Origin of the sequence: Flavobacterium sp. (assembly GCF_035195345.1) — a bacterium.
GTDB lineage: Bacteria > Bacteroidota > Bacteroidia > Flavobacteriales > Flavobacteriaceae > Flavobacterium.
The window spans coordinates 1,522,477-1,537,799 of record NZ_CP136574.1 but is presented as its reverse complement, the minus strand read 5'-3'; the positions used below and the strand labels follow the sequence as shown (position 1 = coordinate 1,537,799).

12 protein-coding genes are annotated in these 15,323 nt (G+C 31.8%); 6 read left to right on the top strand and 6 right to left on the bottom strand.

The window, feature by feature from the left end; genetic code table 11:
• The first annotated feature begins 41 nt into the window (after positions 1 to 41).
• The 3 genes from aspS (at position 42) to RSE15_RS07425 (ending at position 2,305) form a co-directional block, all read left to right on the top strand.
• The gene (aspS, locus tag RSE15_RS07435) at positions 42 to 1,787 is read left to right on the top strand and encodes an aspartate--tRNA ligase (RefSeq protein WP_324067133.1); all 1,746 of its coding nucleotides are present in this window, start codon (positions 42 to 44) and stop codon (positions 1,785 to 1,787) included.
• 2 nt (positions 1,788 to 1,789) lie between these two features.
• Complete coding sequence (locus RSE15_RS07430; RefSeq protein WP_324067130.1) at positions 1,790 to 2,020, top strand: hypothetical protein; 231 nt, start codon at positions 1,790 to 1,792, stop codon at positions 2,018 to 2,020.
• 84 nt (positions 2,021 to 2,104) lie between these two features.
• Complete coding sequence (locus RSE15_RS07425; protein ID WP_008255794.1) at positions 2,105 to 2,305, top strand: cold-shock protein; 201 nt, start codon at positions 2,105 to 2,107, stop codon at positions 2,303 to 2,305.
• 464 nt (positions 2,306 to 2,769) lie between these two features.
• Here the strand turns inward: RSE15_RS07425 and pckA are convergent, their stop codons facing one another.
• Positions 2,770 to 4,395, bottom strand: a complete 1,626-nt coding sequence (gene pckA, locus RSE15_RS07420) for a phosphoenolpyruvate carboxykinase (ATP) (RefSeq protein WP_324067127.1) — start codon at positions 4,393 to 4,395, stop codon at positions 2,770 to 2,772.
• 69 nt (positions 4,396 to 4,464) lie between these two features.
• Positions 4,465 to 4,851, bottom strand: coding sequence for a DUF423 domain-containing protein (locus tag RSE15_RS07415; protein WP_324067125.1), 387 nt, complete (start codon positions 4,849 to 4,851; stop codon positions 4,465 to 4,467).
• 125 nt (positions 4,852 to 4,976) lie between these two features.
• On the opposite strand from RSE15_RS07415, the gene RSE15_RS07410 reads away from it, so the two are divergent.
• The gene (locus RSE15_RS07410; RefSeq protein ID WP_324067122.1) at positions 4,977 to 6,347 is read left to right on the top strand and encodes a saccharopine dehydrogenase family protein; all 1,371 of its coding nucleotides are present in this window, start codon (positions 4,977 to 4,979) and stop codon (positions 6,345 to 6,347) included.
• Positions 6,348 to 6,450: 103 nt separating this feature from the next.
• Entirely contained in the window at positions 6,451 to 6,921 is a 471-nt protein-coding gene (locus RSE15_RS07405) for an Lrp/AsnC family transcriptional regulator (protein ID WP_324067120.1), read from the top strand.
• Positions 6,922 to 7,005: 84 nt separating this feature from the next.
• Here RSE15_RS07405 and RSE15_RS07400 read toward each other — a convergent pair whose 3' ends face one another.
• The 4 genes from RSE15_RS07400 to RSE15_RS07385 all read right to left on the bottom strand — a co-directional run bounded on the left by RSE15_RS07400 (position 7,006) and on the right by RSE15_RS07385 (position 14,251).
• Positions 7,006 to 7,695 carry a zinc metallopeptidase gene (locus RSE15_RS07400; RefSeq protein ID WP_324067118.1) on the bottom strand — a complete coding sequence of 230 codons (690 nt, stop codon included), beginning with the start codon at positions 7,693 to 7,695 and terminating at the stop codon, positions 7,006 to 7,008.
• 247 nt (positions 7,696 to 7,942) lie between these two features.
• A complete protein-coding gene (locus tag RSE15_RS07395) occupies positions 7,943 to 11,005 on the bottom strand; it encodes a class I tRNA ligase family protein (RefSeq protein ID WP_324067116.1) in 3,063 nt (1,020 codons plus the stop codon).
• A 99-nt stretch (positions 11,006 to 11,104) separates the two neighbouring features.
• Positions 11,105 to 12,625 (bottom strand): toxin-antitoxin system YwqK family antitoxin, encoded by a 1,521-nt coding sequence (locus RSE15_RS07390; protein ID WP_324067114.1) that lies wholly within the window; start codon positions 12,623 to 12,625, stop codon positions 11,105 to 11,107.
• Between the two features lie 3 nt (positions 12,626 to 12,628).
• Positions 12,629 to 14,251 (bottom strand): WG repeat-containing protein, encoded by a 1,623-nt coding sequence (locus RSE15_RS07385; RefSeq protein ID WP_324067112.1) that lies wholly within the window; start codon positions 14,249 to 14,251, stop codon positions 12,629 to 12,631.
• 172 nt (positions 14,252 to 14,423) lie between these two features.
• On the opposite strand from RSE15_RS07385, the gene RSE15_RS07380 reads away from it, so the two are divergent.
• Positions 14,424 to 15,299: a cell division protein FtsX gene (locus RSE15_RS07380; protein WP_324067110.1), complete on the top strand. Its 876-nt coding sequence runs from the start codon at positions 14,424 to 14,426 to the stop codon at positions 15,297 to 15,299.
• The last annotated feature ends 24 nt before the right edge of the window (positions 15,300 to 15,323 follow it).

Genomic DNA, 15,323 nt, shown 5'->3' with positions numbered 1-15,323 from the left:
AAATTAATATTTGTTATTACATTTGCATAAAATTTTTAGAAATGTACAGAAGTCATAACTGTGGCGAATTAAACGCTTCACACATCAATACAGAAGTTACCCTTGCAGGTTGGGTTCAAAAATCGAGAGATAAAGGATTTATGATTTGGGTTGATTTACGTGACCGTTATGGTATCACGCAATTAATCTTTGATGAACAAAGAACTGACAAAGCAGTTATTGAAAAAGCAAAATCTTTAGGAAGAGAATTTGTAATCCAAATCAAAGGAACGGTTATAGAACGTGTTTCTAAAAATCCAAATATGGCAACTGGTGACGTTGAAATTTTAGTTACCGAATTAACTATTTTAAACGAAGCACAATTGCCACCTTTTACGATTGAAGATGAAACGGATGGTGGTGAAGATATTCGTATGAAATATCGTTATTTAGATATCAGAAGAAATCCGGTTAAAAATAATTTATTATTCCGTCACAAAGTATCCATGGAAGTTAGAAAATATCTATCTGACCAAGGTTTTTGTGATGTGGAAACGCCTTATTTAATTAAATCTACTCCAGAAGGTGCGCGTGATTTCGTAGTGCCAAGTAGAATGAATGAAGGGCAGTTTTATGCACTTCCACAATCGCCACAAACGTTTAAACAATTATTGATGGTAGGTGGAATGGACAAATATTTCCAAATTGTGAAATGTTTCCGTGACGAAGATTTACGTGCTGACCGTCAACCAGAATTCACACAAATCGACTGCGAAATGGCATTCGTAGAGCAAGAAGATATTTTAGATATGTTCGAAGGCTTAACGCGTCATTTACTAAAAGAAATCAAAGGAATTGAAGTAGATAAATTCCCAAGAATTACCTACGATTATGCCATGAAAACTTACGGTAATGACAAACCAGATATTCGTTTTGAAATGAAATTCGGGGAGTTAAATGCTGTAGCTCAACATAAAGATTTTCCAGTATTTAATTCAGCTGAATTAGTTGTTGGAATCGCAGCACCAGGCTGTGCAAATTACACTAGAAAAGAAATTGATGCTTTAATTGATTGGGTAAAACGTCCTCAAGTTGGAGCATTAGGAATGGTTTATGTAAAATGTGAAGAAGATGGTTCATTCAAATCATCAGTAGATAAATTCTACGATCAAGAAGATTTGAAAAAATGGGCTGAAATTACCAATGCAAAACCGGGAGATTTAATCTTAATCTTATCGGGTAATGCAAATAAAGTTAGAACACAATTATCGGCACTTCGTATGGAAGTAGCTACTCGTTTAGGCTTGAGAAAATCAGATGAATTTGCACCATTATGGGTAGTAGATTTTCCATTATTAGAATGGGACGAAGAAAGTGGAAGATACCACGCAATGCATCATCCATTTACCTCTCCAAAACCAGAAGACATGGCATTAATTGAAACTGAACCAGGAAAAGTTCGTGCCAATGCCTATGATATGGTATTAAACGGAAACGAAATAGGTGGAGGTTCTATTCGAATTCACGACAGAGACTTACAAAGTAGAATGTTTGATTTATTAGGTTTTAGTAAAGAAGAAGCTTTAGCGCAATTCGGATTTTTAATGAATGCTTTTGAATTTGGAGCGCCACCACACGGAGGTTTAGCTTTCGGATTGGATCGATTAGTTTCTATTTTAGGCGGACAAGAAACGATTCGTGATTTTATTGCATTCCCAAAAAACAACTCGGGAAGAGATGTGATGATTGATGCTCCTTCAACAATTGATGAAGCGCAATTACAAGAATTACATATTAAATTAAGATAATAATGAAGAAAATTCTAATTGGACTTATCATTATCATTGCAAGCCTTATTACTTTTGGGTATTTACAAAAAAATAATGGGTTAAATGGTGATAAATGGATTGGAATTGGAGTCCTTTTAATAGCCTTTTTGCTTATTCCTTTGTTTTTATATTCAAGATTTAAGAATAAAGAAGTACGTGAACGTATGCTAAATTTTGATTTAAAAGAAAAGAAAGACACTGATAATCAATAAATTTGAAATATTTTTAACTTTTTCTTGTTCGTGTCGTAAATAAGTATATCTTTGAAGTATTATTAATTTTTTTATATTACACAAATGCGCACAGGCAAAGTTAAATTCTTCAATGAATCAAAAGGTTACGGTTTTATTACAGATGATGAAACAGGAAAAGACATTTTCGTACACGCAAGCGGAATGAGAGTTGAATCTCTTAATGAAGGTGATGCAGTTAGTTACGAAGAAGAAGAAGGAAGAAAAGGTAAAGTAGCTGCTCAAGTAGTAGTTATCGAAGACTAATATATATTATTTTTTGATTACCTAGAAAGATTAAAAGTCCCGATGATATCGGGACTTTTTTTGTTTGTGTCTTGTCCTGAAAAAAGGTGACTAAATATTACAAGGATAAGAAAACTTTAAAATTAAAGATTATTATAAACTTATAGTTGAACTATACGATAGATTTTTAAGTGAATTAGATAAATTAGAACAAGGGTTTTTTACTAAATCTAGTAGTCAATATATGACACAATTTTTTTAAAATAATATTTCAAACGGATTAATTTGACTATCAAGATAAATTAGCTATTTTTTTATGTTAGATTTTCAATAACAGTTTAAAAAAATATAACTCCAAACAAAGTATGTAAATAAGAAACAATTATAAAATTTAAAAAAAATCGTAACAGAATTATTCTGTTACGATTTAACTATGTTAATTTATTTAGTCATCATTTTAGGATAACTTATATAAAGCTTATAAATTACAACTGAGGACCAGCCGCTACTAATGATTTTCCTTCTTCGTTATCCGTATATTGAACAAAGTTTTTGATAAATCTTGAAGCCAAATCTTCTGCTTTTGTTTGCCATTCAGCAGCATTAGCATAGGTGTTTCTTGGATCTAAAATATTCGTGTCTACATTTGGTAATGCTGTTGGAACTGCAAAATTAAATGTTGGTACTATCTTAGTTTCTGCTTTCTCAATTGAACCATCTAAAATAGCATCAATAATAGCTCTCGTATCTTTAATTGAAATACGTTTTCCTGTTCCGTTCCAACCTGTGTTTACCATATAAGCAGTAGCATTGTGTTGCTCCATTTTCTTAACTAATTCTTCCCCATATTTTGTCGGGTGTAAAGATAAGAACGCTTTTCCGAAACAAGCAGAGAATGTTGGTTCAGGTTGTGTTACTCCTCTTTCAGTTCCTGCTAATTTAGCAGTAAATCCAGATAAGAAGTAATATTTAGTTTGATCTGGTGTTAATTTAGAAACAGGGGGCATTACTCCGAATGCATCAGCTGTTAAGAAAATAACTTTCGTAGCGTGACCTGCTTTAGAAACTGGTCTTACAATATTTTCAATATGGTTTATTGGGTAAGAAACACGCGTGTTTTGTGTTACTGAACCATCTTTAAAATCAATTTTTCCGTTAGCATCAACAGTTACGTTTTCTAATAGCGCATCTCTTTTGATAGCTCCGAAAATATCCGGTTCGTTTGCTGCACTTAAATCGATAGTTTTAGCGTAACATCCACCTTCAAAGTTGAAAACTCCATCATTATCCCAACCATGTTCGTCGTCTCCGATTAATTCACGTTTTGGGTCAGTAGATAAAGTAGTTTTTCCTGTTCCAGATAATCCGAAAAATACAGCAACATCGCCATCTTTTCCTTTGTTAGCCGAACAGTGCATAGAAGCAATTCCTTGTAATGGTAAGTAATAGTTCATCATAGAGAACAATCCTTTTTTCATTTCTCCACCGTACCAAGTTCCTCCAATTAATTGGATTTTTTCTGTTAAGTTGAACGCCACATATACTTCAGAATTTAATCCATGAGCTGCAAAATCTTTGAAACTTGTTTTAGAACCATTCATTACGATGAAATCTGGCTCACCAAAGTTTTCTATTTCTGCATCTGTTGGACGAATAAACATGTTTTTCACAAAGTGTGCTTGCCATGCAACTTCCATGATGAAACGAACTTTCAATCTTGTGTTTTCGTTTGCACCACAAAAAGCGTCAACAACGTATAATTTTTTATTTGATAATTGCTTAACTGTAGTTTCTTTTAAAGCATTCCAAGTGTCTTGTGAGATTGGCTTGTTATCATTTGCAGCTTTATCCGAATTCCACCAAATTGTATTTTCTGTAACACTATCTTTAACAATGTATTTATCTTTAGGAGAACGACCTGTAAATTCACCTGTCATTACATTAATTGCTCCAAGTTCTGATAGCTGTCCTTTTTCAAAACCTTCTAATGCGGTATTTAATTCCTCATTATATAAAAACTCATAGGAAGGATTGTAGATTATTTCTGACACATCAAAAATTCCGTATTTTTCTAACGAAATCGATTTCGTAATTTGATTATTAGTATCCATAATTAGTTTGTTACGTTGTGTTTTAATAAAGTGCAAAATTATAAATTTAATTTCAGATAGCGTTTTAAATTATTGTTTTTTACTTAAAATCACACAAAAAAGATAACCCCAAGCCAATATTAGCAGAAAACCACCTACAGGAGTAACTGGTCCTAAAAATTTAGTCTTTAAATTTGTAATACCATTTGTAGCCAATAAATAAATTGAACCTGAAAAAAACAGCACTCCTAAAATTGTTAACCAAAAAATCAACAAACGTTCCTTTTCATTTAAAAAAGCAAAAACACCAATAAACAATAAGAACAACGCATGATACATTTGATAACGAACACCCACTTCAAAAGACTGTAATTGCTCTACAGAAAGCACTTTTTTTAAAGCATGCGCTCCAAAAGCACCTAAAATGATTGCTGTAATACCTAAAAAAGCAGCACCTAAAAGAATTTTTTTGTCCATTTTGATAAAATTGAGACCAAAGATAACAAATCTTTTTATGTTAAATTATGACATAAATAAAGAATTAATTTTTATAAATATAACATTTTACTATCTTCGTGTGATATTTTACAATACTTCAAAAGATGAGACATATTTTAGTTATTGGAGCAGGAAGATCTGCTTCATCGCTCATAAAATACCTTTTAGAAAATTCGGAAAAAGAAAACCTTCATGTTACTATTGGTGATTTATCAGAAGAACTAGCTAAACAAAAAACTAATAATAATAAAAATGCAACGGCAATATGCTTTGACATTTTTAATGAAGCCCAACGAAAAGCTGAAATTCAAAAAGCTGACATTGTAGTATCTATGCTTCCAGCTCATTTGCATTTAGAAGTTGCTAAAGATTGTATTACCTACAAAAAACACATGGTAACTGCATCTTACATTAGTCCCGCAATGCAAGAATTAGATGCTGCTGCTAAAGAAAATGGTTTGGTTTTCATGAATGAAATTGGACTTGACCCAGGTATTGATCACATGAGTGCAATGAAAGTCTTAGATGAAATTCGTGAAAAAGGTGGAAATATCATTTTATTTGAATCATTTTGTGGTGGTTTAGTTGCCCCAGAAAGTGATACCAACTTGTGGAATTATAAATTTACCTGGAATCCAAGAAATGTTGTATTAGCCGGTCAAGGTGGTGCAGCAAAATTTATACAAGAAGGAAATTACAAATACATTCCCTATTCAAAATTATTCAGAAGAACTGAATTTTTAGAAGTAAAAGACTACGGAAGATTTGAAGCCTACGCCAATAGAGATTCGTTAAAATATAGAAGTGTTTATGGCTTAGACGATGCATTGACTTGTTATCGTGGAACAATCAGAAGAGTAGGATATTCAAGAGCTTGGGACATTTTAGTACAACTTGGAATGACTGATGATTCCTATATAATTGATAATTCAGAAGAAATGTCTTATCGCGAATTTACGAATTCCTTTTTACCTTATCATCCAACAGATACTGTAGAAATTAAGTTAAGAGCTATTCAAAAAATAGATCAAGATGATGTTATTTGGGATAAATTAGTAGAATTAGATTTATTTAATCCCGATAAAAAAGTAGAATTAGTAAAAGCCACTCCTGCACAAATTTTAGAAAAAATATTAGCTGAAAAATGGGCATTACAACCAAATGATAAAGATATGATTGTAATGTATCATAAATTTGGTTACGAATTAAATGGAGAAAATAAACAAATTGATTCTACAATGGTTTGTATTGGCGATGATCAAACCTACACAGCAATGGCAAAAACTGTTGGTTTACCTGTGGCTATTGCAACATTAAAAATTTTAAACAAAGAAATTACAACTCCTGGCGTTCAATTACCTATTACAAAAGAAGTATATACTCCAATATTAAAAGAATTGGAAAGTTATGGCGTAATTTTTAACGAAATGGAAGTTCCTTATTTGGGTTATAATCCATTAAATGTAAAAAATTAATCATTCATTCAATATTTATATAAATCCGAAATTGTAATTGGTTTCGGATTTTTTTATATAATTTGAAATCGATTTTGTATTTTTACTTTCAAATCAATTGAAAATGAAGATAAATCACTTACAAATTGAAATCGATGGAATCGACAAAGAGATCCTTCGCGATTTAATGGACGACGCACGAAAACCTATCTTACAAATCGCCAATAAAATTGGGATTTCAGGAGCTGCTATTCATCAACGGTTACGGAAATTAGAAAACTCAGGTGTAATTTCGGGTTCAAAATTTGTGGTTGACACAAAAGTTTTAGGTTACAGCACAATGGCTTTCATTGGAATTTATTTAGAAAAAGCATCGAGTAATTCCGAAGTGGTAAAAGAATTGAAGAAAATTCCTGAAGTATTAGAATGCCATTATACGACAGGAAATTGGAGTATTTTAATCAAAATCATTTGTAGAGATAACGAACATTTGATGCAATTGCTCAATAAAAAAATTCAACCCATTGATGGAGTTTCAAGAACGGAAACATACATTTCGTTGGAACAGCAAATAGAAAGACAAATTCAATTGTAGGTACGAAGTACAAAGTTGGAAGTACAAAAACAAAATCCGTCAAACTTGCATCTGACGGATTTTGTTTTATATAATTTTTAGAAATTAATCTCTACTTGCACCAACATAACGCATTACGTAGTACAATAAAGTGGCAATAGAACCAATTGCTGCAACTAAATATGTACGAGCCGCCCATTTTAATGAATCTTCAGCACCAGCATATTCTTGTTGGCTTACCATGTTTTTATTTTTTAACCAAGCTAAAGCTCTGTTACTTGCATCATATTCTACAGGAAGTGTAACTATTGAAAACAAAGTGGTTACCGCAAATAAAATAATTCCAATTAACAATAAAGATGGAAAAGTATTAATCATTAAAATACCACCAATTAACACCCATTGCACTAAAGATGATGAAATTTGAACCATTGGCACCATTTTAGAGCGCATTGTTAACCAACTATAAGCTTGAGCGTGTTGCACAGCATGACCACATTCGTGAGCTGCTACGGCTGCCGCTGCTGCATTTCTTTGATTATAAACTGCTTCGGATAAATTAACTGTTTTATCTGCAGGATTGTAGTGATCGGTTAATCTTCCGGGAGTAGAAATTACTTTTACATCATGAATACCGTGATCTGCTAACATTTTCTCAGCAATTTCAGCACCACTCATTCCATTTCTTAAATGCACTTTTGAGTAATAATCAAATTTAGACTGTAAGCGATTTGAAACCAACCAACTTACCAACATCACAACTCCTCCAATTATCATAGAACCTAAGTCAAACATATCTATATTTTTTAAAAATTAAAGTTACTAAAATTATATCAAATTACAAGCCAAAATACAAAAATGACATTTTGACATCTTGGTTTTATTCTTATACGCAAAAATTGAAAAATGTTACAAAGGAATATAAAAAAACTGCTGATTCGCTGATTTTAAAACAATCTGCGAATCTGCGGTTAAAATATCCATAAAGTTTGTCACTCTGAAATCGAAGAGATTCCTTCGGAATGACAAAATTGTGGTGAAATTATCCCACCAAATTAATAATCTTACCTGGAACGATAATGATATTCTTTGGCGTATTTCCTGCTAATTGCGCAATGGTTCTTTCATCTGCTAGAACAATTTCTTGAATTTGCTCTTTAGTTAAATCCAATGGTAATTTAATGGTGAAACGCATTTTTCCATTGAATGAAACTGGGTATTCTTTTTCAGATTCAACTAAATATTTCTCTTCAAATTTTGGAAAAGCAACGGTTGCAATAGAACCTTCGTGACCTAAAGCGCTCCATAATTCTTCTGCGATATGTGGCGCATAAGGCGAAACTAAAATAGCTAAAGGTTCTAAAATTCCTCTATGATTACATTTTAATTGTTGTAATTCGTTTACACAAATCATGAATTGAGAAACCGATGTGTTGAAAGAGAAATTTTCAATGTCTTCCGTAACTTTTTTGATGGTTTTGTGTAACGATTTGTACATTTCTGCCGTTGGTTCGTCGTTTACAATTACGGAACCATTATCATCAAAATATAATCTCCATAATTTTTTTAAGAAACCAGAAACTCCTGTAATTCCTGCTGTGTTCCAAGGTTTAGATTGCTCTAATGGCCCTAAAAACATTTCGTACAAACGCAACGTATCGGCTCCATATTCTTCACAAATATCATCTGGCGAAACTACATTGTATTTCGATTTCGACATTTTTTCTACTTCACGACCCACGATGTATTTTCCATCTTCTAAAATGAATTCTGCATTGGCATAGTCAGAGTATAAAGGATGATTTTTAAATTTTTCTATATCCAATTCATTAGTGATGTCGTTGATTACGGATAAATCAACGTGGATTGGAATTGCTTCAAATAAAATTATTTCTTTATTTATATCTTGTACTTCTTTATATACATCATTTTCTTTTAACCAATTTTTGACTTTAGTCGAAAGCTCATCAAATAAAGGAATATCGTTTTTTAAATAATTATCTTTAAATAAATTTTTAGATACCAAAGTATTTAAATATAATTTATCCATTACATCATGATAATTACTGTTGTAATTTATACCAATTGATGCTGTTCGAGGCTTTAATCTATAAACAAAAGCACTCATCCCCAAAATCATTCCCTGATTAATCAGTTTTTTGAATGGTTCTTCGGTTGGAGCGTAACCTCTGTCTTTTAAGAATTTATTCCAAAAACGAGAGTACAATAAATGTCCGGTTGCGTGTTCGCTTCCGCCAATATATAAATCTACGCTTTCCCAATATTTTAAAGCTTCTTCGTTTGCAAACTCTTCTGTGTTATGCGCGTCTATATAACGCATCCAATACCAAGAAGAACCCGCCCAACCTGGCATCGTGTTCAATTCTAATGGAAAAATATTGACATTGTCAATCAACTGATTACTAACCACTGAACACTGAACACTATCCCATGCCCAAACCGTGGCGTTTCCTAAAGGTGGCTGACCGTCTTCGGTTGGTAAGTATTTTTCTACTTCTGGTAACACAATTGGCAAGTTTTTTTTGTCAATCATTTGTGGTAAACCATTCACATAATATACAGGAAAAGGTTCGCCCCAATATCTTTGGCGAGAGAAAACGGCATCACGTAAACGGTAATTTACTTTGGCATTTCCTGCGCCGATTTTTTCTAATTCTTCGATGATTTTCTTAGTCCCAGATTTGTAATCTAATCCGTTTAAGAAATCAGAGTTTACTAATTCGAAACCACTTTTTTCTCCGTAAGCGGTTTCTGAAATATCTTGGTTGAAAATGTTCTTAATTGCTGTCATTCCGTTAGTTCCTTTAAAGAAATTCGCGAAAGCATAATCACGCTCATCACCACAAGGAACCGCCATAACCGCACCCGTTCCGTAACCTGCTAACACGTAATCGCCAATCCAAACTGGAATTGGTTCTTTGGTAAATGGATGTTCTGCATAAGCACCTGTAAAAACGCCTGAAATGGTTTTTACATCTGCCATTCTTTCACGTTCTGAACGTTTTGCTGTTGCTTCTACATACGCTTCAACTGCTGCTTTTTGTTCTGGAGTGGTAATTTGAGAAACTAATTCGTGTTCTGGAGCTAATGTCATGAAGGTAACTCCGAAAATGGTATCAGGACGAGTTGTGAAAACTTCAATTGTTATTGGAAGCTGGGTGCTGGAAGCTGGAAGAACTTTGAAAGAAACTATTGCTCCAACTGATTTTCCGATCCAATTACGTTGTGATTCTTTGATTGATTCACTCCAATCGATTTCGTTTAAACCTTGCAATAAACGTTCCGCGTAAGCAGAAATTCGCATTGACCATTGTGTCATTTTTTTACGAACTACGGGATGTCCACCACGTTCTGAAACGCCGTTTACAATTTCGTCATTAGCTAAAACGGTTCCTAAAGCGGCACACCAGTTTACTTCGGTTTCAGCTAAATAGGTTAATCTATATTGTAAAAGTATTTTTTGTTGCTCTTCTGATGAAAATGATTTCCAATCTTCAGCTGAAAATGGCGCAATATTATCATCGCAAACCGCATTTACATTCGCATTTCCGTTTTTATCAAATTCTTGCATTAACGTGCAAATGCTTTCTGCTTTATCCGAATTTTTATTGTACCAAGATTCGAATAATTGAATGAAAATCCACTGTGTATGTTTGTAATAATCTGGATTTGAAGTACGCACTTCACGACTCCAATCGAAAGAAAAACCAATTCTATCCAACTGATTTCTGTAGCCTTGAATGGTGTTTCCTGATTTATCTACACCACCTTCAATATTCATTCGGGTTGTGTCCGCTGGATGTTGTCCTGTTTGAATTGCATATTGTTCCGCTGGCAAACCAAATGAATCATATCCTTGCGGATGCAATACATTAAAACCTTGATGTCTTTTATATCTTGCAACAATATCAGAAGCAATATAACCTAGTGGATGCCCAACGTGCAACCCAGCTCCAGAAGGATAAGGAAACATGTCTAATACATAGTATTTTGGTTTTTCGCTGTTATTTGATGCAGCAAAAGTTTGGTTTTCTGCCCAATATTGTTGCCATTTGGCTTCGATTTTTTCGTGGTGGTATTTCATTACTCTAAAATGTTGTCGGTTTTCTGTTGTCGGTTTTATCCGAAAAAATAAGGTGCAAATTTACGTTTTAAATATCAAAGTTAAAAGTGTGAATAAAAGCTATTTCTTTTCTCCTTTTATAAGACTTTCATACTCTTCTTGGGTTACTTTTTTTGATTTCCCATTTGCTTCATAGTAATAGCTTGTGTTTTGAATTTCATCTAAATCGTTATACAAAATAACTTTTCCGTGCAACACATTGTTTCGGTAATTGTTTTCGACTTTTCCGCTATTGGTTTTGTAAATGTATTTGATTTTATTTCCGCTTTCGTCGTGATGATTTTCGCTTCGATACACAATTTCATCATTGGTTAAATCGTAGTTTATATGAATACCGATTGCTTTATCGTTTTTGTCGTATTTGTTTTCGTGAATTATTTTTCCAGATTTTTCATAATAAGTGTTTTTGTAAGAATTATTCACTTTTTCACTTATCATGAACAATTCACCCGAAGAATAAAACTTTTTATAAGTAATGGTTTTATCATTTAAATAATCGGTTTCTATGTCTACTTTTCCACCTTTATATTGTTTGGAAATTCCGTTTGTGATTCCGTTTTTATATGTTGTAGAATATTTAATTGTTCCGTCAGTATTATAGTTTATATATTCACCGTTTAGTTCATCGTTTAAATAGTATTTTTCATTTTCTATTGTACCTTTTTGATTGTACTTTATCCATTTTCCTGTTTTTAAGCCATAATCATCAAAATGAATTTCTTCTGTTAAAATTTTATCTTGCGAATAAATTTTATGTGTTCCAAATTTTTTATTGTTTTTGTATGGTAATTTGGATAATAATTCTCCGTTTTGGTCATAATAAGCTACTTCGCCATGAATTTTCCCAAAAACATATGGTGTTATTGAAGCAATTTTTCCAGTCGAAACATGATACATTTTAGCTTCGCCATGAATAATTTTTGGAGTAATAATAGAATATTCTGCAATTAATTTCTCGCTCAAAAACTGTTTTACAATTCCTTTTTTCATATCGTTTGGAACGATGATCACGGAACCATAATTGTTTGAAATTTTTATATCTCCAATTATGTTTCCGTTCTTATAATTCCCCTCAACCACAACTTCTGAACCTCTTTTTATATAATATTTTCTTTTGCCGTGTTTACTTCCGTTTAAATAATTTGTTTCTAAAATTAACTCGCCATCTTGACTATAATATTTTGTAATTCCGTTTAATTTTCCTTTGTTATAATTTGCAACTCTAAAGACGTTTTGATTACCGTGATAGATGATTTTTTCGCCTTCTAAAAATCCGTTTTTGTAGTTAGCTTTTGCATAATTATAACCGAATAATTTTAATGTTGCAACGGTTTCTGTGGCATTTTTTGAAATTGTATATTCGATTTCTTCATACGGATTTTCGGATTTCTTTTTTTGAAGTTCTGCCAAAGAAGGAGGCAAAAAATCGGATTCCATCTCATATTCCATTTGATAAAAACGATCAAAATCTTTAAAATTAGGCAACTCTATTTTGTAATTTGAACTATATTCATAGCTGTATTCTTGCCCAAAAATTACACCAAAAAAAAGTGAAAATAAAAGTATAAATATGCTTTTCATGTTTTAATTTTTAAAAAATAATTGCCCATTTGTTGCAGCATAACCCACGAATTTTCCTGCGTTATCTTTGAGTTTAAGTAATGCAATTCGCTTTGCCATAACTTTTTGCTCGGGTAAAATTTGACTACTTTGTTCGGGATAACTTTTTATAACATCTTGAATTTGATAGGGAGAAAAAGCTTCAATAAAAATAATCGAATTGTTGTTTGAAAACAGCAAACCATATTGATTTTCAACTTTGGTTTGAATCATTTTTTCGTAGTTGTATTTGGTGCTGTTTAGTTCTTTTAGTTCATCATATTTAGGCATTACAATGGTTTTTCCATCGGCTTGAATGAAGCCAAATTTGTTATTTATTTTTGTTTGAAAAATAGAAATTTGATTATAACTTGGCAAAATAGTTTGTTTAATTTCGTCGTAAATAACCTTTGAAACAAGATTTCTAACATTAGAATATAATCCGAATTTAAGAATGCCATTTTTGTTTTTATTTCCTACAACAAAAATAATTTCTTTGTTTTTAAACGATGCATCTTGAATTTCTCTAATTATTGGTGTAATCGAATCGAAATAAATTACATTTTGAGCACTTTCAGGAAAAATTATAGCCGATTTATTTTTGTTTTTATAAATCAAATAATTGCTATAATTTATAGTTGTTTCGTCTTCTTTTTTAGAATGATAATATGATTTTAATTGGCTCGTTTTCGGATTAAAATTGGTCTGAATTTCTTCTACAACGGGTTTCTCATTTACATTGTTAATAGTTTTTTGAAGTACAATCTTGTCCTTTTTGATCGTATAATTGTAAGAAATTGTTTTCGCTTTTATTCTTTCAGAATTACTATTATTAGGTTCCGAAATTACAACATCGTCATAACGCCCTTCTCTAATTCCTACTTCTTCAACCACTTCTTCCGAACCCGAAGAATATCCTGTTCCGTATGAATTTCCCGAACCACCACTGTAATTTTCGCTTCTGTTTTTCTTGGCTTTTCTAACAAACTGTTCTACATAATATTTTTCATCATCGACCGAATTATTATACGTAGTTTTCTTAAACGGAAATTTCGAAAAATCCCAAGTTTCAGAAGATAAATCATCGTTTTTAGCTTTTTTCAACATAAAAGTATAGTTTTCTGGATAGGTTTGTCTTCCATTTTTAGAAATACTATAATAATTTTCATACAAGGTTTGAATCATTTTTTTCGATTTATTATCAAAAACAAGTAAACTTTCAGACAAATCGTGATGCATTACATGATACAAATTGTAATTACCTACAATTCTTCCCGAAGAAATAATGTACGCAATTGGTTTTTTAAAAATTGAAACTCCGTCAAATGAAATTACATCATCTGTGTTGCCATTTTCGTTGCTTGATGTGGTAATAAAACCATCTGAAGCATAAACAAAATTATAGTTTGGTGCTAAAATTTCTTTTCCATTTACGAGCAATCCTTTTAAGCCGTTTTTATACGAAATAAGCAAATCGTGCTTATCATAAATACTGCTTCCGTCAAATTCTAATTTATCAAACTTAGGTTCAATAAGTATTTTTCCGGTTTCATTACAAATTCCCCACAAATTTCCATCGCGATATGGAATTGCAATTTCTTGTGCCAAAATTGAAAAAACATTTATACAAAAAACAACCAAAAACAATTTAAATTTGAATATCATACAGCAAAAATTAGGGAGCAAAAATACAGATTATAAATACTAAAGTTAAAACTTTGTTGTTATATTCTATGTAAACAAAATTTCTTTACTATTTTTACGGCTTAAATACATTTTTATGGCATCATCTTTTGAAAATTACAACAAGCGACGTTTAATCTCGTCCTACTTTTCGGTAGTTTTAAGTATCTTTTTAGTATTATTTCTTTTAGGAGCTTTAGGCCTTTTTGTAATTAATTCTAAAAAGATAACGAATGATTTTAAAGAAAACATTCCAATGACCGTTTTCTTCAATAATGATGCTAGTGATTCTGTCATTAGTAATTTTGATACCGAATTAAAAAATGCAAAATATATTAAAGACTACGCTTTTGTTCACAAAGACAGCGCTGCAAAAAATAATGTAGATATTGTAGGGAAAGATTTTATGGAGTTTTTAGGATTTAATCCGTTGCAAAATTCATTTGATATTCACTTAAAAGGGGATTATGTAATTGCAGATAGCATCCAAAGAATTGAGCGCAACATTCGTAAAAATGAAATGGTTACCGAAATTATTTATGACAAAGAATTGGTAGACATGGTTAATAATAATGTTTCTAATATAAGTTTTTGGATTTTAATAATTAGTTCTATTCTAACCATTGTTGCAATGCTGCTAATTAATAGTTCATTAAGGCTTTCTGTATATTCTCATCGTTTCACGATTAAAACGATGCAAATGGTAGGAGCTACAAAATCATTTATTAGAAAACCATTCATTTGGAGAAGTATCAAATTAGGATTAATAGGTTCTGGTTTGGCCATCATAGGATTACTATTTTTAGTGGTTTATGTGGATGGATTATTTCCAAGTTTAGGAATAGCAAAAGATTATGTTTCTATAGGAATTGTAATTTTTGGTGTTTTAGTCATTGGAATTATCATCACATCGATTAGTACTTTTTTTGCAACACAACACTTCTTAAATTTAAAAACAGACGATCTTTATTAGTAATCAGTGTGTAAGTATACAATG

Excerpts from the sequence above, each read along its gene's own strand:
- aspS (WP_324067133.1), top strand. The coding sequence starts at position 42 with ATGTACAGAAGTCATAACTGTGGCGAATTAAACGCTTCACACATCAAT.
- RSE15_RS07430 (WP_324067130.1), top strand. The coding sequence starts at position 1,790 with ATGAAGAAAATTCTAATTGGACTTATCATTATCATTGCAAGCCTTATT.
- RSE15_RS07425 (WP_008255794.1), top strand. The coding sequence starts at position 2,105 with ATGCGCACAGGCAAAGTTAAATTCTTCAATGAATCAAAAGGTTACGGT.
- pckA (WP_324067127.1), bottom strand. The coding sequence starts at position 4,395 with ATGGATACTAATAATCAAATTACGAAATCGATTTCGTTAGAAAAATAC.
- RSE15_RS07415 (WP_324067125.1), bottom strand. The coding sequence starts at position 4,851 with ATGGACAAAAAAATTCTTTTAGGTGCTGCTTTTTTAGGTATTACAGCA.
- RSE15_RS07410 (WP_324067122.1), top strand. The coding sequence starts at position 4,977 with ATGAGACATATTTTAGTTATTGGAGCAGGAAGATCTGCTTCATCGCTC.
- RSE15_RS07405 (WP_324067120.1), top strand. The coding sequence starts at position 6,451 with ATGAAGATAAATCACTTACAAATTGAAATCGATGGAATCGACAAAGAG.
- RSE15_RS07400 (WP_324067118.1), bottom strand. The coding sequence starts at position 7,695 with ATGTTTGACTTAGGTTCTATGATAATTGGAGGAGTTGTGATGTTGGTA.
- RSE15_RS07395 (WP_324067116.1), bottom strand. The coding sequence starts at position 11,005 with ATGAAATACCACCACGAAAAAATCGAAGCCAAATGGCAACAATATTGG.
- RSE15_RS07390 (WP_324067114.1), bottom strand. The coding sequence starts at position 12,625 with ATGAAAAGCATATTTATACTTTTATTTTCACTTTTTTTTGGTGTAATT.
- RSE15_RS07380 (WP_324067110.1), top strand. The coding sequence starts at position 14,424 with ATGGCATCATCTTTTGAAAATTACAACAAGCGACGTTTAATCTCGTCC.